This window comes from Kribbella sp. NPDC026596 (assembly GCF_040638415.1).
Taxonomy (GTDB): domain Bacteria; phylum Actinomycetota; class Actinomycetes; order Propionibacteriales; family Kribbellaceae; genus Kribbella.
This window is the reverse complement of record NZ_JBEZYF010000101.1, coordinates 1-23,511: the sequence shown is the minus strand read 5'-3', so window position 1 is coordinate 23,511 and position 23,511 is coordinate 1. Positions and strand designations below refer to the sequence as shown.

The window sequence follows — 23,511 nt, the reverse complement described above, 5'->3', positions numbered from 1 at the left end:
CTGCGGCCTCTACCTGAACGACCCCACAGCCTGGCAGCCCAAGTAACCCCCGACGAACTTACGGTGCGGACCACTTAGCTCGCTGTCCGACGAGCGAGGCTGAGCTCGGCGTTGTGTGGGTGGGATGCCGGCGGCGGCCGCCCCTCAACGATCGCCGCGGCATCCACCCGGCCCGGCTTTCGCGCCAACGAATCCGCCGAACCTGTTGAGGAAGACTAGGAAACGCGCAGATCAGGTTCCACCGTTCCGCCGGATCTCAAGCCGAACGTCAAGAACTCTCAAAGTGCGGACGGCTCCGGCCGGTGTGGGGTGCCTTGTCCCGGCCGGAGCCACGACCGCTCGCCGGAATGCCCCCGGCTGCCACCTGACCTGACTGTAGGCCGCGAGTCTGGTGCCGACCCCGGACGTCGCACATTCTCAATGAACGCTCAATCCCGGCGCAGCATCTGGTCTCGGTCTGTGTCTTACCGGCCAGCAGGTCCGGGCTGTACGTCGCTCCGGACTCGACGTACTTGCCTCCGAGATCGATGAACGGGATCGAGCCGTCGCTGTCGACGTACGGCGGCTTGTTCTGCGCGCACGCCGTCCTGTCCGTCGAGATGGGAATTGGTAGGCGCAAATATTGCACAGAGCAATCAGGACGGCGTGGTGAGGTGGGCGTCATCAGACCGTAAAGAGTGTGTCCGCACATTCTCAATGTGCGGTCGGCAGGGTGGCAGGGATTGAGTACCGATCACTGGAAGGATGTCGATGGCAGACAAGGGGCACAGTCTGGCAACGTGCAGACTTCCGCTGTCCGCGCTCACCCGGTACTACCGTCTGAACCTTGAACTGCCGATTGACTCGTCGGCTCCTCGAAGATCGTGGAGCTTCGCGCGCCGCCACGACGTCGCCGTGCAGGTCGGCTCCGGCGCGATCGGACCTCAACCGAATTACGTGACGGTCACTGTCGTGGAGTTCGCGGCTCATGTGGCCTATCTGGATACGGTGACCGGCACCGGGTTGTTCGTGGCGCCACCGCCGGACACCGATCTTGTCGCCCCGGACGACTGGTTCGTCGAGGCCGCCTGGCCGGATCGTCGCGACGGCTACGGCCGCACTGCCGGGCTGTCGTTGCAAACGGCCGACCGCGTCCACGCTCTCGAGGAGCTCGAGCGGCACGGCTGGCGACCCCTCGACGACGAGAACGGTGTCATCCAGCCGGGTGGCCGGACCCGCGACGGACGTCTTGCAGTCTGTCTCCGTGCCGAGCGTGTACTGTCCGCGCCTCTCGTTTTGGAAGGCCTTCAGCAAGCTGTGACCGCCCTTTGCGCTGCGGCCGACCTGCGGCATGATGGATGCCTGACCACCGAAGGCGGCCCGTCACGGATCAGGAAACTCCCGCCTGAGCGACGTTGACGGTTGGATGACGCTTCTTACAGTGTGGTTGAGGTCGGACGGCGATCGACGTTACGGTCTTGGCTGCACGGTCTGGCCGTTCCCCCCGTAGCGGCCAGGCCCTGCCCGGCACCACACCTCGGCCCCCGTCCGCTACGCGCCTGGATCGAGGAATCGTGGTGGTTCACCCGAGAGGACGGAACCTGAGCTGAGCCAGGCGGCGGTTTCCCGCGGATGGCGCCGTTCGATTTCGGCCAGGAGGTACTGCCGCGCTTCGGCTGCCGTCGCGAACTGTCCGGCGTGCATCGCCCGCAGTAGTTCGGTCCCGGTTGCACACCAGACCGCGTAGAGCTCGGCGTCGGACCAGTTGTCCAGTTCGGTCGACGCCGCACGGGCTGCGGGCGAGGTCGGACCTCCCCGACTGGCGCGACCGGTTCCCATCCACCGGCGCACATGCGCGACGGCGCGGGCGAGTGTCTGCCGAATCAAGGACGGCAACCTTTCCATGTCGAGCCACACACCGGGCCTGTCTAGTCGGTCCGGCGTTTGTGCGTCAGCTGTGTACGCGAATGTCATCTGATCTCAAAGTCCGCGCAGTCCCACCGTCAACTTCGGCGATGAGACAGCCGTAAGTTGGTGGAGCCAAATATTGCATAATGCAATCCATGATGACTCAAGCTGTCCCCGTGCGGGGCGCCTGGTACCGAACCGGGCCGCGCCAAGTGCTCCGGGCATCGGACAGCGGACTGCTGGCGCTTGCGCTGGTCGTCGGAGCGGGCTCGGCGGGCTTCGCGATCGTCTTCCGCTGGCTGATCACCTCGTTCACGCGGCTCGCGACAGGCCATGTCGACTACGCGGCAACGCCTGGTGCGTCGCATCCGGGGTTGCCGATGCTCGGACGATGGTTTCTGCTCGGCGTACCGGTGCTGGCCGGTCTCCTTTACGGCCCGCTCGTGCACTTCTTCGCCCGTGAGGCACGTGGACACGGTGTGCCGGAGGTGATGTACGCCGTGAGCCGGCGAGGAGCCCGGATTCCGCCGCAGGTGGCCGCGGTGAAGGCACTGGCCTCGGCCCTGTGCATCGGCGGTGGAGGATCGGTGGGGCGGGAAGGACCGATCGTGCAGATCGGCTCAGCCCTCGGCTCCACCGTCGGGCGGGTCGTCCGCGCTCCGGAACCCCGGATGCGGATCCTGGTCGCCTGCGGCGCGGCCGGCGGAATCGCGGCGACCTTCAACGCGCCGCTGGCCGGGGTGTTCTTCGCGATGGAGTTGATCCTTGCAGACTTCACCGCTCAGGCGTTCGGCATGGTCGTGATCGCGGCGGTCACTTCTGCGGCGATCGGCCGGGCGGCGCTCGGCGACGTACCGTTCCTGTCGTTGCCGCGGTTCTCGGTGGATCACGTCGGTCAGTACGCGCTGTTCGCTCTGCTCGGCCTGATCGCGGGCGCGGTGGGAGTTCTCTTCACCCGCGTGCTGTACCTGATCGAGGACGTCTGCGATGCCCTGTGGCGCGGTCCCGAGTGGCTCCGCCCAGCCGTGGGTGGTGTGTTGCTTGCCCTGTTGCTGATCGCCGTGCCGCAGATGTACGGCGTCGGATACCCCGTGCTGGGCCACGCGATCGTCGGCGTGTACGGGATCGGGTTCCTGCTGCTGCTCGCGGTCGCGAAGATGGCGGCCACCAGCTTGACGATCGGGATCGGTGGCTCGGGCGGAGTCTTCGCGCCGAGCCTGTTCATCGGCGCGATGCTCGGCTCGGCGTTCGGTCAGTTGGCGCACGCGGCGCTTCCGGGCGTCGCGGGACCGGCCGGCGCGTACGGGCTGATCGGGATGGGGGCGGTCTTCGCCGGTGCCGCCCGAGCTCCGATCACAGGGGTGGTCATCCTGTTCGAGCTGACCGGTGAGTATTCGATCATCCTGCCGCTGATGACCGCGATCGTGCTAGCCACCGGCTTGAGTCATCTGCTGTCGGGCGACACGATCTATACCCTGAAGCTGCGCCGACGTGGCGTCGACCTCGGCCGCCCGGAAACCATCGTAGCGGCCCACACCGTCGTCGCCGACGTGATGACTCCGGTGCCGGAGTCCGTCCGCGGCGATATTCCGTTGCGGGAGGTCGCGACGGCCCTGGCTCGATCGGCCTCCGGCGTACTTCCGGTGGTTGCCGAGGACGGCGAGTACGTCGGCATCGTGACGGCGCGCGTGGTCGCCGAGGCGCTTGCTGACGGCCGGCACGACGCAGAGCCGGCCACGCTGGTGCTCGAGCTCCCGGTCCTCGTCCGGACCGGCGACCATCTCGACCAGGCGATCGAAGCTCTCGACCGCAGCGGATGCGCCGCCGTCCCGGTGCTGGAAGCTGATCGACTGGCTGGCTGGATCAGCTACCGCGCCGCCCTCCGGGCCATGCCGTCGCACGCGGCTGCGCTGTCCAGCAGGAGGCCGGATGATGAGGCGGCGGATTCCCGTCTGCCGGCGCGATCACCGATTCCGTTGTACCGCGGCGCGGAAGGCTCGACTGAGCAGGCCGGCCCGGCAACCGGCCTGCTCGCGGGCTCAGTTGGCTGGCGCCGAGTTTCCCGGCGAGCCGTTCGTGGCGTTCGGCGCTGGATTCGTTCAGGCCGACGATCTGGACGGTCTTGCCGTACCGGGCGTATTTGGTGGTGATCGCGTCCAGGGTCGCGACGGTGGAGGCGTCCCAGATGTGAGAGTCGGTCATGTCGATGACGACGTTCGCGGGGTCGCCGCGGTAGTCGAACTGGTAGACGAGATCGTTGCTGGAGGCGAAGAACAGCTCGCCGGTGACGGCGTACACCTTCGTGTCGTCGTCGGGGTGCGCGATGTCGTTGACCGTGGTGAAGTGGGCGACGCGACGCGCGAAGGCGACCATGGCCACGATGACGCCGACGATGACGCCGATCGCGAGGTTGTGGGTGATGACCACCACCACGACGGTGGCGAGCATGACGATCGACTCGCTGCGCGGCATCTTCGGCAGGGTGCGCAGGCTGTGCCAGTCGAAGGTGCCTACGGAGACCATGACCATCACCGCGACCAGTGCGGCCATGGGAATGTCGCCGACCAGGTCGCCTAGACCGACCACGAGGATCAGCAGAAACGTCCCGGCCAGGAACGTGGAGATCCGGGTCCGGGCGCCGGAGGCCTTCACGTTGATCATGGTCTGGCCGATCATGGCGCAGCCGCCCATCCCGCCGAAGAAGCCGGTGATGATGTTGGCAGCGCCCTGGCCCCAGGACTCGCGGGTTTTGACCGAATGGGTGTCGGTGATGTCGTCGACGAGTTTGGCGGTCATCAGCGATTCGAGTAGGCCGACCAGGGCCATTGCCACGGCGTACGGCGCGATGATGCGCAGTGTCTCGAGGTTGAGCGGTACGTCGGGCCAGAACAGTGAGGGCAGGCTGTCGGGCAGTTGGCCTTCGTCGCCGACGGTCGGCACCGTGACGGAGGTCAGCGCCACGAGGATCGTGACGGCCAGGATCGCGACGAGCGGCGCGGGCACGGCCTTGGTCAGCTTTGGCAGGAACACCATCACCGCGATGCCGGCCGCGACGAGTGGGTAGACGAGCCAGGGGACGTGGGTCAGGTGCGGCAGTTGTGCGAGGAAGATGAGGACCGCGAGTGCGTTGACGAAGCCGACCATGACCGAGCGCGGGATGAACCGCATCAGGCGTGCGACGCCGAGTACGCCGAGGATCACCTGGAGGATTCCGGCCAGGATGACGGTCGCGATGAAGTACTCGAAGCCGTGGTCGCGCATCACCGGCGCGATCACCAGCGCGACGGCTCCGGTCGCCGCGGAGATCATCGCGGGGCGTCCGCCGAGGAATGCGATCGAGACCGCCATGGTGAACGAGGCGAACAGGCCGACGCGCGGGTCGACGCCGGCGATGATCGAGAAGCTGATCGCCTCCGGGATCAGCGCGAGGGCGACCACCAGGCCGGCCAGGACTTCGACGCGCAGCCGGCGTGGTGAGCGGAGTGTGGCGCGGACGGAGGTGATCTCGGCCTCGGGCGCGGGGATCTGGACGGGTTTGGGCGTGGCTGACTCAGGCGTCAGCGAGGTCATGCGGTCTCCAGAAAGGGGACAGGCCGAACACCCGTGGCGGGCCTGTGCGGCGCGTCGTTGCGCCGGGGGCGGCAGCACGGGAATCAGGTCAGGAAGGACGAGGCAGGTGAGGAGCACCAGAACGCCTCACGAGTCCAACTCTACCCGAACGTGAGAGTAGAGTTCATGGAGGGTCCGCTATCCTTCCCGATCACGGCGCAGCAGTGGGGCCCGTCGAAATGGGCGATCGGGAGGCGGCAGGAGTCAGATGGGCGAGCACATGCAGATCGGTGAGGTCGCCGAGCGGACCAAGCTGAGCCTGCGCACCATCCGCCACTACGAGGAAGTCGGCCTCGTGCCGCCTTCGGCCCGCAGCAAGGGCGGGTTCCGTCTCTACGCCGAATCCGACGTGCAGCGGCTACTGCTGATCCGGAAGATGAAACCGCTCGGCTTTACGCTCGAAGAGATGGCCGACCTGCTGAACCTGCTCGACCACCTCGCCGCCGAACACCCAGGCGAGAGCAGGGCGGCGCTCCTGGATCGGCTGACGATGTACCGCGAAGCCGCCGGCCAGCGCATCACCGCCCTGCGCGAACAACTCGACGTGGCAGTCAACTTCGCCGATCACTTACAACAACAGCTCGACGTACACATTCACACTCACGGCGCAGACCCGCGGTGATTCTGCTCGCGCCCCGCCAAGGCTTCTGCCGGACACTGGATCCGCCGGACCTTTGTCGGCAGCGGCCCGATTCGCAACGACGTCGCCGCTCCGGTGCCCTTGGTGCGGGTCGAGTTCCGGACCGGCTGATCGGAATCTATTAGCCTCTGCAAGGATCGGTTCGACCAACATTGCGGAGGTGGGGTCCTTGGCTGGATCGCGTGACCGGCTGGCAAGTGATCCAACGGACGACACGGTTGACGAGGTCGTGGCCGCGGTGCTGACTGCTTCCAGAGTCCTGGTCGGTGTCTCGGCGAGGTCGCTTGCCCAGGTCGAGGAGTCGGTCACGTTGACCCAGTTCCGGACGCTCGTCGTTCTCGACGGCCATGGCCCGAGCCGACTCAACCTGTTGGCCGAGCGTCTCGACGTGACGGCGTCGACGGCGCTTCGGATGGTCGACCGGCTGATCGCTGGGGGCCTCGTCGACCGCCGCGAGAATGCACAGGATCGTCGCGAGGTCGTCATCGATCTGACCAGTGACGGGCGGAGTCTGGTCCGCAAGGTCACCCGCAAGCGGCGCGTGGAGATCGAGCGGATCGTGCGTGGCATGCCGGTCGGCCGGCGGCGCGAGCTCGTACGGGCCCTGGTCGCGTTCGCCGGCGCGGCCGACGAACCGGCGGTCGTCGCCGAGGCGGCCAGCCGTCTGGGCTGGTGACTGACCCGATCAGCGCGTGCGTAGCGCCTCGTAGTCAGACGCGGTGAGCGGCTCAGCGGTCAGCGCGCCATCGGCGAGCAAGGCTTCGACCGGCGCACCGTCGCGCGAGAAGCTGACCTGATCGACTGTAGGCAGCGCCGTCACGGACAGCACGATCTGGCCGACAGCTAGCACGTTTTCGGTCGCTGACCGCCCATCGGTCTCGCCTGACAGTTGGAGATCCACGCGGTTGCCTTGGACATCGACCACGCTCAGACCGATCCCTGGTGGCAGCGCTGTGGTGATCCCGATCGCCTGCTCGTTCTCTGTCGGCCCAGCGAGCAGCGCGTCGACGACCGCGGTCAATCGCTCCGCGGGCGTACTGGCGGGTGTGTCTCGAACCAGAGTCACCAGCTTGTCGTCACGGACGAAGTTGACCTGAACCGCTGGCCGGCCCGGGGTTGCCGATGGTGCGACCGTTGGTGCGCCGGGGGAGCCCTGCAATCGGGTCGGGACTGCTCCGGACGCGATCGGAACGGGCTCGCTCTGGATCGGCACGCCGCATCCGGCGAGAACGAGGAACAGCGAGGTCAGAATGACGCCGGGTCTCATGGCGTCTCCGCCTGGTCATTGGATTCCGGAAGCCGTACGACGAAGCGTGCGCCGCCGCGGGGGGACGTCGAGCACCAGACGGAGCCGCCGTGTGCTGCCGCGGTTTCGGCAACCAATGCGAGACCCAGCCCTGTTCCGGACGAGGAGCCCCGCTTCGTCGCGCTGGTCGCGAAGCGTTCGAAGACTCGCTCCCGGTCCTCGGGGCGAATGCCTGCGCCGTCGTCGTCGATCAGCACCAGAACATCTTCTTGCAGTCTGGTCATCTCGACGCCTGTCAACCCGCCTCCGTGCGTATTCGCGTTGTCGAAGAGGTTCCGGAACAGCCGGCAGAGTCGGAACTTGTCCGCCTTCACCAGGACATCCGCGGTTCCGGTCAGCATCGACGGCGGCTGGCCGACCTCGCTCAGAACTTGGCGTAACAGGTCGCCGAGATCGATCACCGCACCTGGCCGGCGATCCAGCCCAGCATCCGAGCGGGCGAGTTCGAGGAGATCGTCGAGGAGTCGGCGGAACCGCTGGAGATCTGCCGTGACTAGGTCGAGTGCTCGTTGCGAGCGTTCGGGTAGCTCGTCCCGGCGCGCGTTGAGCAGGTCCACACTGCCGACGAGGGTGGTCAGGGGCGAGCGCAACTCATGGCTGACATCGGCTGCCAGACGGGCGTCGCGGGTGATGCGTTGCTGCAGCGTGTCGACCATGCTGTTGAACGACCCGACGATGGTGGCGAGCTCGGGGTCGTCGGTCGCTGCGAGGCGGCTGTCGAGTTCGCCGCCGGCGATCGAGGCGGCGGTGACGGCGACCCGGTTCAAGGGCGTGATCACCGACCGGCTGGCCCATGCCCCCAGCGCCGCACCGGCTGCGGTGGCCAGCAGCGCGCCGCCGATCAGGATGCCGCTCAGCAGCCGGAGAGTCCCGTCGAGCTCGGTCAAAGGGGCGATCTCGTAGAACTCCGCACCCACGGACTTCACCGGGACGCCCACGACCAGCGCCGGCCCGTCAGCCGACCGAAAACGCAGGGTCGCCGCGGCCCCGGAGGAGATCTGGTGCTGAATCGCGGTCGGTACGGCGCCGCGTCCCTGGTCGAGTGCCGATGCGTACCACTGGCCGCGCCACTTGAGGATGATCGTGTGCCCCGCGGGCGTTCCGGCCGCGGTCAGCACCGCCGACACGTCGGCGCCCGCGCTCTCCAGCCTGCGCTGCACGAAGACCGCATCCGCGAAGCTCTGATGCTGGACAACTCGCTCTCGCTGGGCGAGCAGATATCCGCGGGACAGCAGGTACGTGCTGATCGCGAGAACTGCCGAAACCAGCAGCGCGACCAGCGCAAAGGCGAGGACGAGGCGATGCCGCAGCCCGAGCGTACGACGTCCGGCTTTCACTGCGGATCCAGCCGGTAGCCCATCCCTCGAACTGTGACGACGACCTGCGGCCGCCCGGGATCGCGCTCGATCTTGGTGCGCAGGCGCCGGATATGGACGTCGACGATGCGTTCGTCACCGTAGTAGCCGTGCTCCCACACCTTCTCGAGCAGAGCGGGACGACTGAGTACCCGACCGGCCGGCTGAGCCAGCTCCGCGAGCAACCGGTACTCCGTCACGGTCAACGGCACGTCCTTGCCGTTCAACATGACCGCTCCGCGCGACGTGGACAGCACCAGCGCACGCGCCGGGTCGGAGTCCAGGACGATGTCCGGCTCGGTCGCTGTCGTGCCGCTGCGCAGCCGACGGCGCAGGGCCCGCAGCCTGGCCGTGATCTCCTTGACCTGAAAGGGCTTCGTCACATAGTCGTCTGCGCCGGCCTCGAGTCCCGCGACCACGTCATGGGTGTCGGAACGGGCACTGACGATCACGATCGGGATGTCGCTGACCCGCCGCACCTCCCGGATACAGGTGTAACCGTCGACCTCGCCCAGCATCAGGTCGACCAGCATCAGATCCGGCATCGACGACTTGACCTGTTCGAGCGCGGCCGGAGTGTCCGCGGCTTCGCTGACCTGGTAGCCCTCGTCCTCGAGGGCCAGGCGCAGCACCGCACGAATCCGGTCGTCGTCCTCCACGATCAGGACCTGCATCGGCACCGTCTCATCTTCGCAACCCGTTCGCCGGTCGTGGCGGCCGGGGCGCCGCAAGTCATCAGATCGTCAAGTTCGGGCCCCGACGATCTCAATCTGCCCCGCCCAGACTGGTACCACCATCGGATCAGTCACAGGAGGGGCCGGCGATGACCGACACCACCCACAGCCCGCCGCTGCAGAAGGCGATCGTGACACTGTCGAACACGGATACGGGTGGCGGGTTGACCCAGCTTCACTGGCGCCTGCGTGCTCTGGTCATGGAAGGAGCGTGCCTGGTTGTGGTCGACGTGTCCGACGTCGACCAGATCTCATCGACGCTGCTCGCCGCGCTACTCGATACACACCGCGTTTGCCGGCGCCGCGGCGGCGGCGTGGTGATTCGTCACGCGAGCCGCAAGATGACAGAACTCCTTCACCGTACAGGCCTCGATCGCGTCTTCGAGGTAGAAGCTGTGTGAGCCCTGACCGCAGCCTCAATTGCAGACAGTGCCTGCCAGCCCGTGATCGATGTGAGACCCGTTGGCCGGCCTCGACCGACTGACCGCCGTTCCGCCCATCGCCGAAAGGTCCGAGAAGTAATGCCGCCCGACGACGAACACCCCGTCGATTATGTCGACGTGACCGTGATCGAACTTGCCGCCCACACCGCTTACCTAGATCCACAGACCGGAACCGGATACTTGGTGCTGCCGCATCCGGACAGCGACGTCGAGCCGCTCATGGACCCGCTCGTAGGTGCTGCCTGGTCGGAGCGCCTGAGCGACTCGAGCGATCCTGGTCCGCTCTCCCTGCACGCCGCGGACTGGCTGCGGACCATCGATCGCCTCGCGGACATGGGATGGACCCTCCTGCGAGACGAGGACGGCAACATCGAGATCGCCGGAACCGACGGACGCCAGGCAGTCTGCCTGTACGGGCCGCCGACCATCGAGCAACCGACTCTCGAGGCACTCGATCGCGCCATCATCGCCCTCGACATCGCAGCCGGCCTCGACCTCCGGTCCGGCCATTCCGGAGACGCGGCCACCAACCCGTAGTGGCTGCGGCGCGACGACCAGGGCGCGTCACCATTTGGTCATCTCCCGGTGGCATTGATGGCCTCGCCAACATCGCCCGGGTGGATCTCGCGTGCCATGTCGTGGGGTTCAGGTCTCTTACGGCAAGAACGTCTCGGAGGTCCCCGGCTCCCGGCTCGGTATGCACCGTGCGGGGTTGACGACTTCAATTGCGCCGCGAGGGGACGGTTGCTCGGCGCAAGTATCCACTGGCTGATCAGTGATCGCCGACAAGCGCCATCAGATCCAGAGGACGGGCGCTCCGCCCGTTTCGAGCCTCCCCAATCAGATGTCAGACGGCCGCGAACGCACATCGATGCTCGTCCCAGCGATCCGGCCGCTTGACTCGCGCTGTTTCCGTGTTTAGCATACTGAACATGAGTTCAGTTGTTGATGAGGGTGATCTCACGGGCAAGGCGAACATCCGCAACGCCGCGCTCCGACTGTTTGCCGAGCGTGGGCACGATGCCGTGACGATGCGGGAGATCGCTGCGGCGGCGGGCGTTTCACCTGCACTTGTGGTGCATCACTTCGGCAGCAAGGACGGTTTGCGGGCCGCGGTGGACGGATATGCCCGGCAGGCTTTCGACTCGCTCTTCGCGATGGACGAGCAGGAAGTGGTCGAGGCGCTCACCGGCGACAGCTGGATGTCGATCGCCGAGATGTTCGCGCGTGCGTTTCCGCCTGGCTCGCCGCTACCGGCGTACCTGCGTCGCCTGCTGCTCACCAACGACCCCGCGGGCGCCGCGCTGTTCGGGCGCTGGTTCACGCAGACTCGCGAACTGCTCGACAGTTTGACCGAGCGCGGCGCCACCCGACCAGGCGAGGATCCGGCGGTCCGCGCTGCGTTCCTGCTGGTCAACGACCTCGCGCTGCTCCTGCTGCGGAACCACGTCGCCGCCGCGATCGGGGTCGACCCACTCACGCCGGAGGGCATGGCCCGCTGGGCCAAGGAGGTCACCGCCGTCTACCAGCATGGGGCGTTCGCGTCCCAGGAGGAGCAATCGTGAGTGACATCATCCGTGTCGAGGGACTCACCAAGACGTTCGGGACCGTCCGCGCCCTCGACGGCCTGGACCTGACTGTCGGCCAAGGTGAGGTTCATGGCTTCCTCGGCCCCAACGGGGCGGGCAAGTCGACGACCATCCGTATCCTGCTGGGACTCATGCGCGCCACCGGAGGTCGCGCCGAACTCTTCGGCGCCGATCCTTGGCGGGACGCGGCCACGCTGCACGGCCTGCTGGCCTACGTCGCCGGGGATGTCGCGCTGTGGCCCGGCCTGACGGGCGGGCAGTGCCTGGACGTGATCGGTACGACGCATGGCGGTGTCGACACGAAGCGCCGCGAACAGCTCATCGAGCGTTTCGAACTCGATCCGACGAAGCGAATCCGGGACTACTCCAAAGGCAACCGGCAGAAGGTCGCCCTGGTGGCCGCGCTGTCCGCGGCGGCGGACCTGCTCATCCTCGACGAACCGACCTCCGGGCTCGATCCGTTGATGGAGCAGGCTTTCCAGCAGTGCCTGCGCGAACGGAGAGAGGCCGGCGTCACCGTGTTGCTGTCCAGTCACATCCTCGGCGAGGTCGAAGCACTGGCCGACCGGGTCAGCATCATTCGCCGTGGCCGGACGGTCACCACCGGCAGCCTCGCTGACCTGCGTCGTCATACTCGTACGACGGTGCACGCGGCAACTGTGCAGGAGCCGACCGGGCTGGCCCGCGCCGAGGGGGTCGCCGACTACGTCTCCGAACGGCTGGACGGGCAGGTCGACATCCGGTTCACGATCGATCCGGAGCATCTCGACGCGACGATCGGCAGGCTGCATGCCGCGCGGATCCACACGCTCACCGTCACCCCACCGAGCCTCGACGCGCTGTTCCTGCGTAACTACGGCGAGGTGCTCGACGCGCAGGAAGCCGACGAAACCCTGGCCGGGGCAGCGCGATGAGCGTCGTAGGTGGTACTGCGGAGCCGGGGCGGAATGACCTGCGCGTCATGGCCGGAATCGTCTGGCGCATCCGTCACCGCAGCATCATCGTGTGGGTGATCGCCCTCACAGCAACGATGGGCGGAACGGCCGCAAGCATCGCCGGCCTGTACGACACCCCGGCCAAGATCCACAGCTACGCGCAAGCGGTCACCTCCGGCAGTGCCCTCGCCGCGATCAACGGGCACGTCGAGGGCATCGACAGCCTGGGTGGGGTGATCCAGGACGAGTTCGGTTTCCTGGCGTCGTTCCTGCTGCCGTTGCTGGGCATCGGGCTGATCGCCGGCTCGACCCGGAGTGAGGAGGAGTCCGGTCGGCTCGAGATGGTTCTCGGCGGCCGGGTTGGGCGGCACCAGCCGGTGCTGGCCGCCCTCGCAGTCGCGACCGCGGCGATCCTCACGACGTCGCTGCTGTTCGCGGGCGCGCTGGTGCTCGCCGGCGTCCCGGCGTCCGGGGCGATTCTGTACGGTGCCGCGCTCGGCGGACTGGCCTTCGTGTTCGCCGGCTTCGCGGCCCTGGTTGCGCAAGGCGTGCTGCATGCCCGTGGGGTGTACCAATGGAGCCTGATCATGCTGGCCGCCGGATACGTGCTCCGGGGTGTCGGTGACACCACCGGTACCTGGTTGACCTGGCTGTCTCCGTTGGGTTGGGCAGAGAAGGCAGCACCGTTCGGGGACCAGCGCTGGTGGGTGCTCCTCGTTCCTGCGGTCGTCGGTGCCGCGCTCGGCGGGTCCGCCGTGTGGCTGGCAGCACGACGCGACATCGGTAGTGCCTGGTGGCGAAGGGACGCGGGCTCAGCGCGAGCGAGCTGGCTCCAGCGCCGCCCGGCCGGTCTTGCGGTATGGATTCACCGTCCGGCGATCCTGGGCTGGATGGCCGGTGGGGTCCTACTCACCGCGATGATGGGCTCGCTGGCCCAGCAGCTGCTCGACGCCATGGCAGGTAATCCCGCGCTGGCCGAGTCGATGGGGATCGGCGGCGGCCGGCCGCTGGACGGCTTCGTCGCCGTGACGCAGCTCTACCTGGCCGTCGTAGCCGGCGGGTACGTCGTACAGGCGATCGGTACGCTCCGGGCCGAGGAGGCCGACGGGCGTCTGGAGACCCGACTCGCGGGCACCGTTTCCAGGACGCGCTGGCTCGCCGCGCACGCCCTGGTCGTCGCGGCCGGGTTGGTGCTCATCGTCGTCGTTTCGTCGCTGGTTCTCGCGGTGTCCACGACGTGGTCGACGGGTAGCAGCGGTGCCTTCGGCGCGGTCCTGAAGTCGGGAATGGACTATCTGCCGGCCGAGCTCGTGCTCGCCGGTATCGCGCTGGCACTGTTCGGGTCCTGGCCGCGCGGCTTCGGGTTCGCGTGGGTGGGATACGCGGTAGCGACCTTCATCGCCTTCCTGGGCCCCGGGCTGAAGTTAGCGCAATGGGTGCTCGACCTTGCTCCCACAACGCACGTCGGCAACCCTCCGCTGGGCACGGCCGATACCGGCAACCTGTTCGCTCTGGCCGCCGTCGCTGCCGCGCTCGTACTTGTCGGCTTCATCGCGTTCGATCGCCGGGACGTCCCGCGGGCCTGACGCCGTCGGTACTCGAGGTGATGACGTCTTTGACGTCGTCAGGTTCTGCCGAGAAGGCTGCGGGAGCATCGTCGAGTGGAACGCGGCGGGTGACAAGCCGCCGAACCAGGCGTGGTCGGCCGAGGTGAGCGCACCGCGGCGGCACGGTAGTGATCGAGGTTCGCGTTGACCGACCTGACGACAGCGTCGTTCTCGAGCACGATGTCGCGGTTGAGACCGCCGGCTCATTGCACTCGGCTTGACCCCGGCGAAGCTGGCTGCCGCGGTCCGGACCGGATCGCTGCTGCGGATCGGCGAAGGGGTCTACCTCGCACCAGACAGCCCCGACCTCGCTGTACGGCGTCTCGCCGAGCTGAAGCAGCCATTCACTGTCAGCGATGCGCGACGGGCGCTGGCCACCAGCCGTCGCGTGGCGGTACCTCTGCTCGAATTCCTCGACCGCTCCAACCTCACCCGCCGCGTCGACGATCTCCACCGCCGGGTCGACGACCAACCAGGTTCACCCCCGCGGTCGGCTCGGGCCCGACGCCACAGCTTCGCCGCCCCGTGACCGCTCAGCGCCAGAATAGTTGCTTGCAGCAACCAGGGAACTGGTCGCGTCAGTGATCGAGGTTGCAGTCAGGTCTGGCGGCGGTTGCGTCGTTCGGCCTCGGCCTTGACCGCGTCGAACGACGCCCGCACCGTGGATTCCCACGTGGCGGCAACCAGATCGCCCCAGCGCTGCCCGAGGCGCCACAGGTCGGTGCCGAGCTGGCCGGTGTAGCTGAGCAGCGTGCTGTCGCCGTCGGCGTCGAGCTGGAACGACTCGACGACGTACGGAACTGGACCACGGATGAGCCGGAAGTCGACCCGCTCGGGGCGTGAGAACCGCACGGTCTCCACAGTGGTGGCGCGTAGGCTGCCCCGGATCGGCGTGTAGTGCGCGGCCAGCACCATGTCCGTGCCGCGTTCCAGCACCCGCACCTTCTCCCGCAGGGCCCTGGTCGTGCGTTCACCGTACGGCGCGGCGATCGCGTCGAACACCGTCTCGCGTGGGGCCGCGATGCGGATCCTCAGCGGGCCGAGTGGCCGAGTGCGCCGCCCGATCCCGAGATCGACCGGCACCGCTCCGGTGATCAGGCCCAGGTACGCAGCCGCCAGCCCACCGGCCGCGACCGCGCAGATCGCGGTCGTTCGCTGTAGCCCGGTTCTACTGGGTCTCATCGGTCCAGCTTACGAACCGATGACGGAACCCGCACGGAGGTCCCTGCGGCACTACCGTCAGAATTGTGAACGCCAGGTCGGAGTTGGTCTGATGCGCACGATCGTCGTACTCATCGCCTGTGGTCTTGTGCTGTCCGGTTGTGGCGCGGACTCGGGTGCGGGGTCTCCGCCAGCGGCAGCGACGCCATCGGTGACGGTGCCGTCGGCGCCTCGGCCGTCGCCGAGCGCGGGCTCGGCGTCCCCCAGCAGCCAGTCCACCTCGCCGACAGTCATCGGTACCGGCATCAAGACTGACCGGAGCGATTTCGGGGTGATGCTGTTCGACAGCGCGGGCCAGGCGATCTACCTGTTCGATAAGGAGAAGTCAGCGACTTCGGCATGCTACGGCGCCTGTGCCGAGGCTTGGCCGCCGGTGCTGACGAAGGCGGCACCGAAGGCGCTCGGTGAGGTGAAGCAGGCCTTGCTGGGTACGACGCGGCGAACGGACGGCACCAATCAGGTCACGTACGGCGGGCACCCGTTGTACTTCTACGCCCACGAGAGCAAGAACGAGGTGAAGTGTCATAACGTCGCGGGCTTCGGGGGACTGTGGCTCGTGGTCACCGCGGCCGGCAAGGCAGCCCCGGCCTGACGGCCGGTGATCGTAGGTGCGCGTGCGTCCAGAGGTTGCCCCGGGCCGGTGGATGTGTTGACCGAGGCAACGATCGGGCGACCGGTTCGCAAAGGTGGGTGCGAAGGCGATGACGGCCGCGATGCGCCGGGCCAATCGCAAAGACCTGGACAACCTCCGGTCGATTCTCGAGGCCCGGACCTGAGGGACCTTGCATCCGCCGGCGCCAGTGTAGTCAGGGCGCTGTGGCGCTCCTGAGTTGGGCGAGGTAGCCGCGCCATCCGTGATCGTGCGGTGTGAGCATCGGGTGCGGAAGGCCGGTGTGGACGAGTCTGAGGTTGGTGCCGCCTGCGTCCGGGTGCAGCTCGATGCTGACGGTGCTGGTGCCCGGAGGTAACGCCTGATCTCCGTCGAAGCCCCAGGTGAAGACGAGGTGGTGCGGTGGGTCCACGATGACGTACGTGCCGAGCACGGTGGCGTTGTCGTTCACCACGCAGCGGTAGATGCCACCTGGTCGCGGGTCAAGGTCGGCCTCCCGGCCCAGCCACTGCACGTGTTTGGCCGGGTCGGTGAAGAAGGCGAACACGATCTCGGGCGGCGCGGCGATGTGCATCTCGTGCTCGACCCGGTCAGCGGTGACGGTCATTGGCGGCCTCCGCTCCGGCGAGCCCGGCCGCCTCGCTCTCCGCTTGCTCTGCGAGCCTGCCCAGGCTCGTCGCCCAGAACCTGTCGACGAACTGCTTCAGTCCGGCCAGCCCGCTCGGCTCGGCGCGATACATGCGGCGTACGCCGTCGCGCCTCTCGACCACCAGCCCGGCTTCCTTCAGCACGGTCAGGTGCTGGGATATCGCCGGACGGGTTACCTCGAAATGGGTCGCGATCTCGCCGGCTGCCAGCTCCTGGTCGCGGACGAGCTCGAGAATCTGGCGCCGGTGTGGTTCGGCGAGCGCTCGGAGTTGACTGTCCACGCCATCATGTTAGAGTCTGCTAACGTAAGTGGCAACTGACGCAATGGATTGCGTGCTGGGGTGGTGGGCCAAGAGCGGAGGGACCCGTCATGGCGCGGATCGTTTTCGAGCTGGAGGTCGATGCCCCGGCGGATCGCATCGTCGAGGCACTCGACACTGAGGCCGGCATCGCTGGTTGGTGGACGGCGGACGTCGGCTTTCCGGGCGGCGCCGGTACGACGATGACGCTCGGCTTCCCGATCGCACCGATGCCATTCGAGCTCCGTGTCGACGAGGCCGCACCGGACCGGTTGAGCTGGACGTCGGTGGGGGAGTTCCCGCCGCACTGGGTCGGGACGCGGGTGTTGTGGACGTTGACCCCGCAGCCCGGCGGTGGGTCCACCCTGGTGCACTTCAGTCATGACGGGTGGGCCACCGACGAGGGTCCGTTCGCCAGTTCGGCGCTCACCTGGGGACGGTTGATGGACACCCTGAAGGGTTACGCGGAGACCGGGATCGCGGCGCCGCTCTTCCCCAAAGGGTGACCCGTGTACGGCGCCCGGCCCCAGTAGTTGGTACGACAGTCAGCAATTGGTGACGGGGAGCTGAGGCGGGAGGCCGAAACGGGGGAACAGGGCAGGGTCGACGAAGCCGGTAATCGCGGTGATCAGTCCGTCGTCGACGGTGAGCACCTTGATGGCGAACGGTTCGTACCCGGCAACCTTGCGCTGCGCGGGGGCGTAGACAGCCAGCGCGGGTTGCCGGTTCGCCGCCGTGGGCAGCAGACGCAGGTCATGACCCCACGGGCTGTCGAACAATCGGCGCAGGTAGATCGCGATGCTGTCGCGGCCGTGGTACCAGGACGGGGCTGGTGGCATCGCCATGCGCGCGTCGGCGCGCAAGAGGGCCACCAGCGCGGGCAGGTCTGCGGCATGCCACGCCCGCAGATATTTGCCGGCCAGTTCGGTCTGGTCAGCTGGCGGCGTCCGATCACCGACCGGGGGCAGTCGAGTGGCCAGAGTGCCTCGGGCTCGTTGCAGAGCACTGTTGACAGAGGCAGCGGAAACGCCGAGAAGCACGGCTGTGTCCGTGGCCGACCAGCCCAGGACCTCGCGCAGCAACAGAGCGGCCCGCTGCTTCGGCGTCAGGTACTGGATGGCAGCGATGAAGGCCAGCTCGATGTGCTCCCGGCGTACCACCGCGTCGGCGGGATCCGCGGCCGGGTCCGGATCGGCCACCTCGAGAAGCATGTCGGGGTACGGCTGGAGCCACGGTGTCTCGAGGTCGTCGGCGGCAGGGAGCAGGTACGGGTCGGCCGGGCCGGTGACGGCGGTCGGCAGCACCCGCCGTGAGCGCTGATCGAGAGCGTCCAGGCAGGTGTTGGTGGCGATCCGGTACAACCACGCCCGCAGCGACGAGCGACCCTCGAACCCGGCCAGCCGGCGCCCCGCCTTCAGCAGGACCTCCTGGACGGCGTCCTCGGCATCGTCCAGCGAGCCCAGCATCCGATAGCAGTGCACCAGCAGTTCGCGCCGATGTGGTGCGGTCAGCACCTCGAACGCCTCTGCATCACCACCCGCCGCCGCCACCAGCACGGCCGGCTCGGCGGGTACGGCCTGCACACGGGTCACGTTCTTCAGGCTACGTCGTCCTTGCGCGATGAATTCGCTGCCGAGTCGCCGTCACAACAGGTGAACCGGTCTCACTGAGGAGAGGACTGCGGCAATGGCGACTATCACCAACACCATCGATATCTCGGCGAACACAGACGACGTCTGGACAGTTCTGGCCGATCTGCCCGCCACCCGGCACTGGCTACCTGGGGTAGTCTCCGCCCGGATGGACGGCACTCTGCGGGTTTGCCGGCTGGCCGACGGACAGGAGATCCAGGAGCGGATCAGCGACATCTCGCCCGAGCGACGGACCTTCCGGTTCGAGCATGTCCGGGTGCCGCTGCCCGTGAAGCACTCCGGCGGACTGTTCACTGTAGCCGCAGGTCCGGCCGCGGATACAGCCACCGTCACGCTGCGGACCACTTTTGAGCCACTCGATCCCACCGCCGCCGATCAGCTCACCGTGATGATCCAGGAGGCGTTCCAGCGATCCTTGGAATCGTTGCGCCGCTACATCGAGGACAAGCTACCTTGGGACGCGGTCTGACGCGCACGTCGTCAGACGGCGTCTCGTGGACAACGGCCGGGCTCAGGCGGGGATCAGTGAGCGGAGGGCCGTTTGGACGGCTGTCTGTAGGTCGGCGCGACGGGCGCCTGAGCGGGAGCGGAGGTTGACGCCGTAGGCGAGGACGGTGAGGAACTCCGCTGCGCCGGTCGGGTCGAGGTCGGCCCGGAGCTGTTTCTTGCTGGAGGCAACTTCCAGTGCCGTGGTGAAGGCGGCCCGGAGTCCGTCGTGGTGGCGGTCGAGCAGGCGCCTGGCGGCCTCGTCGGGCTGCTCGGTGTGCGCGTTCGAGATCAGGCATCCCCAGCGGGCGTGCTCGCCGGTGCAGCGCAGCCGGAGGAGCCGGTCGAAGAATGCGGAGATCGCGGGGAGGCCGCGGCTGTCGGCGGCGAGCCGGTTGAACATCGGCTCCGAGCGTTGGTCGAGATACCTCTGCAGTGCAGCGAGGTACAGGTCCTCTTTGTTGCCGAAGGCGTTGTAGAGGCTGGATCGACTGAGTCCGGTGGCGGTCACGATGTCGTGGATCCCAGTGGCGGCGACGCCCTGGCGCCAGAACAGACGTTCCACTGTGGACAGTACGTCCGCGCGGTCGAAGTGTTTGACATCCGGCACGCCATACCCCTTATCTTGGAACGACTGATCCAAGATAAGGGGTGTGTGGAGATGACTGCAAGCCGGCGGCCCGAGGTGCTGGTGCTGGATGTCAACGAGACCCTGTCCGATATGGAGCCGTTGCGGGCGAGGTTCGAGGCGGTCGGACTGCCCGGACACGCTCTGGACGCGTGGTTCGCCGCTGTCCTGCGGGACGGGTTCGCGCTCACCGCGGTTGATTCTTACGGGTCGTTCCGTGCTATCGGCGCCGACCTGCTCAGAGTCCTACTGGTCGCTGAAGAGCTCGATGCCTCCGACGAGTCGGTTGACAGGGTTCTGTCCGGTTTCACTGAACTGCATGTGCATCCCGACGTCGCACCAGGGCTGGCCAGGTTGCACGAATCGGGTATCCGGCTTGTCACCTTGACCAACGGCAAGGCGGCGATGTCGGAGCGGATGTTCGCGGAGGCAGGCGTCCTGCCCATGCTCGAGCATCGCCTGGATGTGGAGAAGCCCGGTCGATGGAAGCCACATGCGGCTCCGTACCGGTATGCCGCCGAGGTCTGCGGGGTCGAGCCGGACCGGATGGCGTTGGTGGCGGTGCATCCGTGGGACATCGACGGAGCCCGCCGGGCCGGGATGCAGGGCTACTACCTTGATCGCCGGCGAACGCCGTACCCGCAGAGCTTCCTGCCGCCGGACTTGACCGTCCCCGACCTCGAGTCGTTGGCTGACACGCTCGGCGCCGCGGACTGAGTCGAGGCCTGGCGTGGCGCTCTATCGGTCGAGCTGGAGGCGCTGCCAGGAGCGCAGAGTGAGGGTGATGGCGAGGGCTACGACCGGGATGACCAGAGCGAGTTGGAACGGCGTGACGGTGACGTCGCTGTTGATCGCCCAACAGCGCGGGTACGGCGAACGGGAACCAGCCGCCGGTGCCGACGATGACGCTCACCTGGGATAGGACGTCGGCAATAGGCCGGTGGTGATCCGTGTACTGCGGGTGTTCGCCGGGTTGCGGATCGGTGGTCTTGTGGCGTCGCGGTTTGCGGAGGAGGCTTCGGGGTGTCGCACACTTCCTGAGGCGACGGGGGGAAGGTTCATCATGTCGGTCATTGGGCAGGACCTGGGATCGCTTCGGGCCGGGTTGAGTGCTACCGCCGCGGTCTGTGTTCCGGGCGATGAGGGGTACGACGAGGCGGTGCGGATCTGGAATGCCTCCGTGGACCGGCGACCGTCGATCGTGGTCCGCTGCGCGAGTGACGGCGATGTTGTCGCGGCGCTGGTGTTCGCGCAACGCGAGTCACTCGAGGTCTCGGTCCGCGGCGGCGGCCACAACTACGCCGGGTTCGCGCTCACCGACGGCGGCCTGATGATCGACCTGACGCCGATGAAGACGGTGACCGTCGACGCTGATGCCCGCACAGCGAAATGCGGTGGCGGTACGACGTGGGGCGAGCTCGACGCTGCTACCCAGGGTCACGGCCTGGCCGTGACGGGCGGGTTCGTCAGCACGACCGGTGTCGCCGGTCTGACCCTGGGCGGCGGCATCGGCTGGCTGGTGCGCGCGGCCGGGCTGTCGTGCGACAACCTGGTCGCCGCGCGGGTGGTGACCGCCGACGGCCGGGTGCTGACGGCGGACGCGGAGGTGAATCCGGACTTGTTCTGGGCGATCCGCGGTGGCGGCGGCAACTTCGGCGTAGTGACCGAGTTCGAGTTCGCCCTGCACGCGGTCGGCCCGATGGTGCAGTTCGCCCTGTTCTTGTTCAGCCCTGATCAGGGTGGTGACCTGTTCCGATTCGCGCGCGACTACGTGCGGGACCTCCCCGCTGACTGCGGGGTGCTCCTCGCCGGGCTCAGCGCCCCGTCGGCGCCGTTCGTGCCTGCGGAGCTCCACTTCCAGCCGGCGTACGGGCTGCTGGTCGTCGGGCTCGGCGACGAGGCGAGCCACGCGCGGCTGATCGCACCGATCTCGCAGGCACTCGAGCCGATGGTGCAGATGGTGACACCCATCCCGTACGCCGGGCTTCAGCAGATGTTCGACGAGTCCGCACCGTGGGGCATGCATTCGTACGAGAAGGCTGTGTACCTCGACGAGCTGACCGACGGTGCGATCGAGGTCATCTTGGAGCATCAGGGCAAGAAGATGTCTCCGCTGTCCTTCGTGCCGATCTTCGTCCTGGGCGGCCGATACGGTGCCACCGACCCGGACTCGTCGGCCTTCGGCGGCGGGCGCGGCATCGGGTATGTCGTCAACATCTCGGCCACGACGCCCTCGCCGGACGACCTTCCCGCCGAGCGCGAATGGGTCCGCAACTACTGGTCGGCCCTTGTGCCGCACGCGGTCGGCGTCGGCAGCTACGTCAACTTCATGACCGACCCCGACCCCGAACGTATCCGCAACACCTACGGCGACAAGTACACCCGCCTGCAGCAAGTCAAGGCGACCTATGACCCGAACAACGTCTTCCACCTCAACGCCAACATCCAACCCGCCGTGAGCACATAGCCGAGACCGGCTGGACCCTATGCCGTGCGCCCGAGGCAACGGCGCGTGAACGACTGACTCTGGGCGGCTTGAGTAGTGGACTGCGTCGCCGCCCTGTCTATGTCAATCGAATCGATGTGATGCGATGGTGATCGGTGGGAGGGGATGTCATGACGATCATGATGAGAATGGACTGGCCCGGCGCCACGAAAGATCAGTACGACGCGCTCCGCCAGACGGTGAACTGGGAACAAGACAAGGCGAAGGGTGGAATCTTCCACGTCGCGGCCATCGACGAGTCGGGGGTGCACATCACCGACGTATGGGACACCGCGGAGGACTTCCAGCGGTTCACCGAGGATCGATTGATGCCCGCGGTGCAGGAGCTCGGGATCCCGGGCGAGCCGAAGATCGAAATCTGGGAGACGCACGCCGTGTTCGCCCCGGCGTACGAGTAGCCAGTCCAGTGGAGTGGTGTTGGCTGGCCGGCCGCGGGTGTCGAGGGGTGAGGAGGATCGGAACAGGATTGACGCTCGAGCTGGATGACTCCGGTACCTGCTCGCGTGCACGCGCCATGGCCGATCGTTTCGGCAAGAAGTCCGCCGGTTGGGCATGACCAGGCCTGGGTGACAGTCGGACAGGCCGGCGTCCCCATCATGGAGTTTGTCGACCTCTGCGATCGGGGACGGGTCGTGCCTGGCGGAGGCTGGGCTCAGCAGAGTGCCTTGGCTAGGCGGTTCAGGCCGTCCGCGAAGAAGGGAGCGCCGGGGACGTAGGTCACGTTGTGGGCGACCACTTGCGGGAGTAGGGCGGTCGCGTCGTAGCCGGAGGGGAGGCGGGCCCCGTCCTGGTACCGTCCAGCCTGACGAGCCCGACCAGCATAAGCGTGCGGCCGTCCTGCGCGCCCCTGCACCCACAGCTGACCGCGGTCCGGCCCCGGACGGATCGCCCCACCCCTGCCAAGCCCGGCCGTGACACTGACGAGCGTCGGATCACCATCCACACAGCGGAAGCCCCGGCGCTGTCGACCCTGCAGTTCACAGCCGCGCAGTACGATTCCGACAGTTCACCATGAACCCAAGGGGTCGGCACCCGACCAAGCATCCGACCGACCCTCGGGTTCGCACTGAGCAACCGTCGTGCTACCCATGATGCCGAGCGACAGTCCCCGTGTGTACGACAGCACGCGGTCGTCACGAACGGTCCGAGCAGTCGCCTTCATCAGATGGATCGCGGGGTATTCGAGGAGGGTTCTCGCCTCGGCGAGGATGCGATTGGTCCAGGTGATGAGGAAAGGTCGGGCGGTGAGCGTGACACTGAAGAGGTATGTCTACTGGAGCTGTTGCTAATTCGGTGCAGTTGCCGCCGTTGGAGAATCCGAACGAGCGGGCGGCGGTTGGTGCGGAGTTGCAGGTG

Annotated in this window: 26 protein-coding genes and 1 pseudogene; 17 read left to right on the top strand and 10 right to left on the bottom strand. The window is 67.3% G+C overall.

The window, feature by feature from the left end:
* The first annotated feature begins 750 nt into the window (after positions 1-750).
* Positions 751-1,398, top strand: coding sequence for a hypothetical protein (locus AB0E63_RS43475; protein WP_360379865.1), 648 nt, complete (start codon positions 751-753; stop codon positions 1,396-1,398).
* 132 nt (positions 1,399-1,530) lie between these two features.
* Here AB0E63_RS43475 and AB0E63_RS43470 read toward each other — a convergent pair whose 3' ends face one another.
* A complete protein-coding gene (locus AB0E63_RS43470; RefSeq protein WP_360379862.1) occupies positions 1,531-1,866 on the bottom strand; it encodes a hypothetical protein in 336 nt (111 codons plus the stop codon).
* 167 nt (positions 1,867-2,033) lie between these two features.
* Here AB0E63_RS43470 and AB0E63_RS43465 point away from each other — a divergent pair.
* Positions 2,034-3,719, top strand: a pseudogene (locus AB0E63_RS43465) (chloride channel protein); the annotation flags it as partial.
* A 31-nt stretch (positions 3,720-3,750) separates the two neighbouring features.
* On the opposite strand, the gene AB0E63_RS43460 reads toward AB0E63_RS43465, so the two are convergent.
* Positions 3,751-5,457 (bottom strand): SulP family inorganic anion transporter, encoded by a 1,707-nt coding sequence (locus AB0E63_RS43460; RefSeq protein WP_360379859.1) that lies wholly within the window; start codon positions 5,455-5,457, stop codon positions 3,751-3,753.
* 247 nt (positions 5,458-5,704) lie between these two features.
* Here AB0E63_RS43460 and AB0E63_RS43455 point away from each other — a divergent pair, with 247 nt between their 5' ends.
* Complete coding sequence (locus AB0E63_RS43455; RefSeq protein ID WP_360379856.1) at positions 5,705-6,118, top strand: MerR family transcriptional regulator; 414 nt, start codon at positions 5,705-5,707, stop codon at positions 6,116-6,118.
* Positions 6,119-6,305: 187 nt separating this feature from the next.
* Positions 6,306-6,812, top strand: coding sequence for a MarR family transcriptional regulator (locus tag AB0E63_RS43450; protein WP_360379854.1), 507 nt, complete (start codon positions 6,306-6,308; stop codon positions 6,810-6,812).
* Positions 6,813-6,821: 9 nt separating this feature from the next.
* Here the strand turns inward: AB0E63_RS43450 and AB0E63_RS43445 are convergent, their stop codons facing one another.
* Genes AB0E63_RS43445 through AB0E63_RS43435 form a run of 3 tightly spaced genes read right to left on the bottom strand, consistent with a single transcriptional unit; the run spans position 6,822 to position 9,471 of the window.
* Positions 6,822-7,403: a GerMN domain-containing protein gene (locus tag AB0E63_RS43445; RefSeq protein WP_360379851.1), complete on the bottom strand. Its 582-nt coding sequence runs from the start codon at positions 7,401-7,403 to the stop codon at positions 6,822-6,824.
* Positions 7,400-8,779 carry a HAMP domain-containing sensor histidine kinase gene (locus AB0E63_RS43440; protein WP_360379849.1) on the bottom strand — a complete coding sequence of 460 codons (1,380 nt, stop codon included), beginning with the start codon at positions 8,777-8,779 and terminating at the stop codon, positions 7,400-7,402. Before AB0E63_RS43440 ends, AB0E63_RS43445 begins: the two co-directional genes overlap by 4 nt.
* Positions 8,776-9,471, bottom strand: a complete 696-nt coding sequence (locus AB0E63_RS43435) for a response regulator transcription factor (protein WP_360379868.1) — start codon at positions 9,469-9,471, stop codon at positions 8,776-8,778. The genes AB0E63_RS43440 and AB0E63_RS43435 overlap by 4 nt, the downstream gene beginning before the upstream one ends.
* Positions 9,472-9,620: 149 nt before the next feature.
* Between AB0E63_RS43435 and AB0E63_RS43430 the strand changes: the two genes are divergently transcribed.
* The 6 genes from AB0E63_RS43430 (at position 9,621) to AB0E63_RS43405 (ending at position 14,634) form a co-directional block, all read left to right on the top strand.
* On the top strand, positions 9,621-9,932 hold the full coding sequence (locus AB0E63_RS43430) for an STAS domain-containing protein (protein ID WP_360379847.1): 312 nt from the start codon (positions 9,621-9,623) through the stop codon (positions 9,930-9,932).
* Between the two features lie 159 nt (positions 9,933-10,091).
* Complete coding sequence (locus AB0E63_RS43425; protein ID WP_360379845.1) at positions 10,092-10,511, top strand: hypothetical protein; 420 nt, start codon at positions 10,092-10,094, stop codon at positions 10,509-10,511.
* Between the two features lie 395 nt (positions 10,512-10,906).
* Positions 10,907-11,539 (top strand): helix-turn-helix domain-containing protein, encoded by a 633-nt coding sequence (locus tag AB0E63_RS43420; protein ID WP_360379843.1) that lies wholly within the window; start codon positions 10,907-10,909, stop codon positions 11,537-11,539.
* Entirely contained in the window at positions 11,536-12,477 is a 942-nt protein-coding gene (locus AB0E63_RS43415; RefSeq protein WP_360379841.1) for an ABC transporter ATP-binding protein, read from the top strand. The genes AB0E63_RS43420 and AB0E63_RS43415 overlap by 4 nt, the downstream gene beginning before the upstream one ends.
* A 47-nt stretch (positions 12,478-12,524) precedes the next feature.
* The gene (locus AB0E63_RS43410; protein ID WP_360379838.1) at positions 12,525-14,084 is read left to right on the top strand and encodes a hypothetical protein; all 1,560 of its coding nucleotides are present in this window, start codon (positions 12,525-12,527) and stop codon (positions 14,082-14,084) included.
* A gap of 238 nt (positions 14,085-14,322) precedes the next feature.
* Complete coding sequence (locus tag AB0E63_RS43405) at positions 14,323-14,634, top strand: SelB C-terminal domain-containing protein (protein WP_360379836.1); 312 nt, start codon at positions 14,323-14,325, stop codon at positions 14,632-14,634.
* Positions 14,635-14,702: 68 nt separating this feature from the next.
* Here AB0E63_RS43405 and AB0E63_RS43400 read toward each other — a convergent pair whose 3' ends face one another.
* Complete coding sequence (locus AB0E63_RS43400) at positions 14,703-15,287, bottom strand: hypothetical protein (RefSeq protein WP_360379833.1); 585 nt, start codon at positions 15,285-15,287, stop codon at positions 14,703-14,705.
* A 91-nt stretch (positions 15,288-15,378) separates the two neighbouring features.
* Between AB0E63_RS43400 and AB0E63_RS43395 the strand changes: the two genes are divergently transcribed.
* Positions 15,379-15,918, top strand: coding sequence for a hypothetical protein (locus tag AB0E63_RS43395; RefSeq protein ID WP_360379830.1), 540 nt, complete (start codon positions 15,379-15,381; stop codon positions 15,916-15,918).
* A gap of 214 nt (positions 15,919-16,132) precedes the next feature.
* On the opposite strand, the gene AB0E63_RS43390 is transcribed toward AB0E63_RS43395, so the two are convergent.
* Positions 16,133-16,543 carry an SRPBCC family protein gene (locus AB0E63_RS43390; protein WP_360379827.1) on the bottom strand — a complete coding sequence of 137 codons (411 nt, stop codon included), beginning with the start codon at positions 16,541-16,543 and terminating at the stop codon, positions 16,133-16,135.
* A complete protein-coding gene (locus tag AB0E63_RS43385; RefSeq protein WP_360379825.1) occupies positions 16,527-16,865 on the bottom strand; it encodes a metalloregulator ArsR/SmtB family transcription factor in 339 nt (112 codons plus the stop codon). Before AB0E63_RS43385 ends, AB0E63_RS43390 begins: the two co-directional genes overlap by 17 nt.
* Positions 16,866-16,954: 89 nt before the next feature.
* Between AB0E63_RS43385 and AB0E63_RS43380 the strand changes: the two genes are divergently transcribed.
* Positions 16,955-17,389 carry an SRPBCC domain-containing protein gene (locus AB0E63_RS43380; RefSeq protein ID WP_360379823.1) on the top strand — a complete coding sequence of 145 codons (435 nt, stop codon included), beginning with the start codon at positions 16,955-16,957 and terminating at the stop codon, positions 17,387-17,389.
* A gap of 39 nt (positions 17,390-17,428) precedes the next feature.
* Here AB0E63_RS43380 and AB0E63_RS43375 read toward each other — a convergent pair whose 3' ends face one another.
* Complete coding sequence (locus AB0E63_RS43375; RefSeq protein ID WP_360379820.1) at positions 17,429-18,475, bottom strand: RNA polymerase subunit sigma-70; 1,047 nt, start codon at positions 18,473-18,475, stop codon at positions 17,429-17,431.
* A gap of 94 nt (positions 18,476-18,569) precedes the next feature.
* On the opposite strand from AB0E63_RS43375, the gene AB0E63_RS43370 reads away from it, so the two are divergent.
* The gene (locus AB0E63_RS43370) at positions 18,570-19,004 is read left to right on the top strand and encodes an SRPBCC family protein (RefSeq protein ID WP_360379817.1); all 435 of its coding nucleotides are present in this window, start codon (positions 18,570-18,572) and stop codon (positions 19,002-19,004) included.
* 42 nt (positions 19,005-19,046) lie between these two features.
* Here AB0E63_RS43370 and AB0E63_RS43365 read toward each other — a convergent pair whose 3' ends face one another.
* Positions 19,047-19,631, bottom strand: coding sequence for a TetR/AcrR family transcriptional regulator (locus tag AB0E63_RS43365; protein ID WP_360379815.1), 585 nt, complete (start codon positions 19,629-19,631; stop codon positions 19,047-19,049).
* Positions 19,632-19,682: 51 nt separating this feature from the next.
* Here AB0E63_RS43365 and AB0E63_RS43360 point away from each other — a divergent pair, with 51 nt between their 5' ends.
* The 4 genes from AB0E63_RS43360 (at position 19,683) to AB0E63_RS43345 (ending at position 22,553) form a co-directional block, all read left to right on the top strand.
* The gene (locus AB0E63_RS43360; RefSeq protein ID WP_360379813.1) at positions 19,683-20,366 is read left to right on the top strand and encodes a haloacid dehalogenase type II; all 684 of its coding nucleotides are present in this window, start codon (positions 19,683-19,685) and stop codon (positions 20,364-20,366) included.
* 67 nt (positions 20,367-20,433) lie between these two features.
* The gene (locus tag AB0E63_RS43355; RefSeq protein WP_360379810.1) at positions 20,434-20,571 is read left to right on the top strand and encodes a hypothetical protein; all 138 of its coding nucleotides are present in this window, start codon (positions 20,434-20,436) and stop codon (positions 20,569-20,571) included.
* A gap of 141 nt (positions 20,572-20,712) precedes the next feature.
* Complete coding sequence (locus AB0E63_RS43350) at positions 20,713-22,116, top strand: FAD-binding oxidoreductase (protein ID WP_360379808.1); 1,404 nt, start codon at positions 20,713-20,715, stop codon at positions 22,114-22,116.
* Between the two features lie 149 nt (positions 22,117-22,265).
* Entirely contained in the window at positions 22,266-22,553 is a 288-nt protein-coding gene (locus tag AB0E63_RS43345; RefSeq protein ID WP_360379805.1) for a hypothetical protein, read from the top strand.
* Positions 22,554-23,511 lie beyond the last annotated feature (958 nt).

What these genes read in the sequence shown, in the direction of transcription:
- AB0E63_RS43430 (WP_360379847.1), top strand. Translation starts at nt 9,621, where the DNA reads ATGACCGACACCACCCACAGCCCGCCGCTGCAGAAGGCGATCGTGACA.
- AB0E63_RS43345 (WP_360379805.1), top strand. Translation starts at nt 22,266, where the DNA reads ATGACGATCATGATGAGAATGGACTGGCCCGGCGCCACGAAAGATCAG.
- AB0E63_RS43445 (WP_360379851.1), bottom strand. Translation starts at nt 7,403, where the DNA reads ATGAGACCCGGCGTCATTCTGACCTCGCTGTTCCTCGTTCTCGCCGGA.
- AB0E63_RS43355 (WP_360379810.1), top strand. Translation starts at nt 20,434, where the DNA reads ATGGCGAGGGCTACGACCGGGATGACCAGAGCGAGTTGGAACGGCGTG.
- AB0E63_RS43395 (WP_360379830.1), top strand. Translation starts at nt 15,379, where the DNA reads ATGCGCACGATCGTCGTACTCATCGCCTGTGGTCTTGTGCTGTCCGGT.
- AB0E63_RS43435 (WP_360379868.1), bottom strand. Translation starts at nt 9,471, where the DNA reads ATGCAGGTCCTGATCGTGGAGGACGACGACCGGATTCGTGCGGTGCTG.
- AB0E63_RS43390 (WP_360379827.1), bottom strand. Translation starts at nt 16,543, where the DNA reads ATGACCGTCACCGCTGACCGGGTCGAGCACGAGATGCACATCGCCGCG.
- AB0E63_RS43420 (WP_360379843.1), top strand. Translation starts at nt 10,907, where the DNA reads ATGAGTTCAGTTGTTGATGAGGGTGATCTCACGGGCAAGGCGAACATC.
- AB0E63_RS43400 (WP_360379833.1), bottom strand. Translation starts at nt 15,287, where the DNA reads ATGAGACCCAGTAGAACCGGGCTACAGCGAACGACCGCGATCTGCGCG.
- AB0E63_RS43460 (WP_360379859.1), bottom strand. Translation starts at nt 5,457, where the DNA reads ATGACCTCGCTGACGCCTGAGTCAGCCACGCCCAAACCCGTCCAGATC.
- AB0E63_RS43350 (WP_360379808.1), top strand. Translation starts at nt 20,713, where the DNA reads ATGTCGGTCATTGGGCAGGACCTGGGATCGCTTCGGGCCGGGTTGAGT.
- AB0E63_RS43370 (WP_360379817.1), top strand. Translation starts at nt 18,570, where the DNA reads ATGGCGACTATCACCAACACCATCGATATCTCGGCGAACACAGACGAC.
- AB0E63_RS43360 (WP_360379813.1), top strand. Translation starts at nt 19,683, where the DNA reads ATGACTGCAAGCCGGCGGCCCGAGGTGCTGGTGCTGGATGTCAACGAG.
- AB0E63_RS43475 (WP_360379865.1), top strand. Translation starts at nt 751, where the DNA reads ATGGCAGACAAGGGGCACAGTCTGGCAACGTGCAGACTTCCGCTGTCC.
- AB0E63_RS43410 (WP_360379838.1), top strand. Translation starts at nt 12,525, where the DNA reads ATGGCCGGAATCGTCTGGCGCATCCGTCACCGCAGCATCATCGTGTGG.
- AB0E63_RS43455 (WP_360379856.1), top strand. Translation starts at nt 5,705, where the DNA reads ATGGGCGAGCACATGCAGATCGGTGAGGTCGCCGAGCGGACCAAGCTG.
- AB0E63_RS43380 (WP_360379823.1), top strand. Translation starts at nt 16,955, where the DNA reads ATGGCGCGGATCGTTTTCGAGCTGGAGGTCGATGCCCCGGCGGATCGC.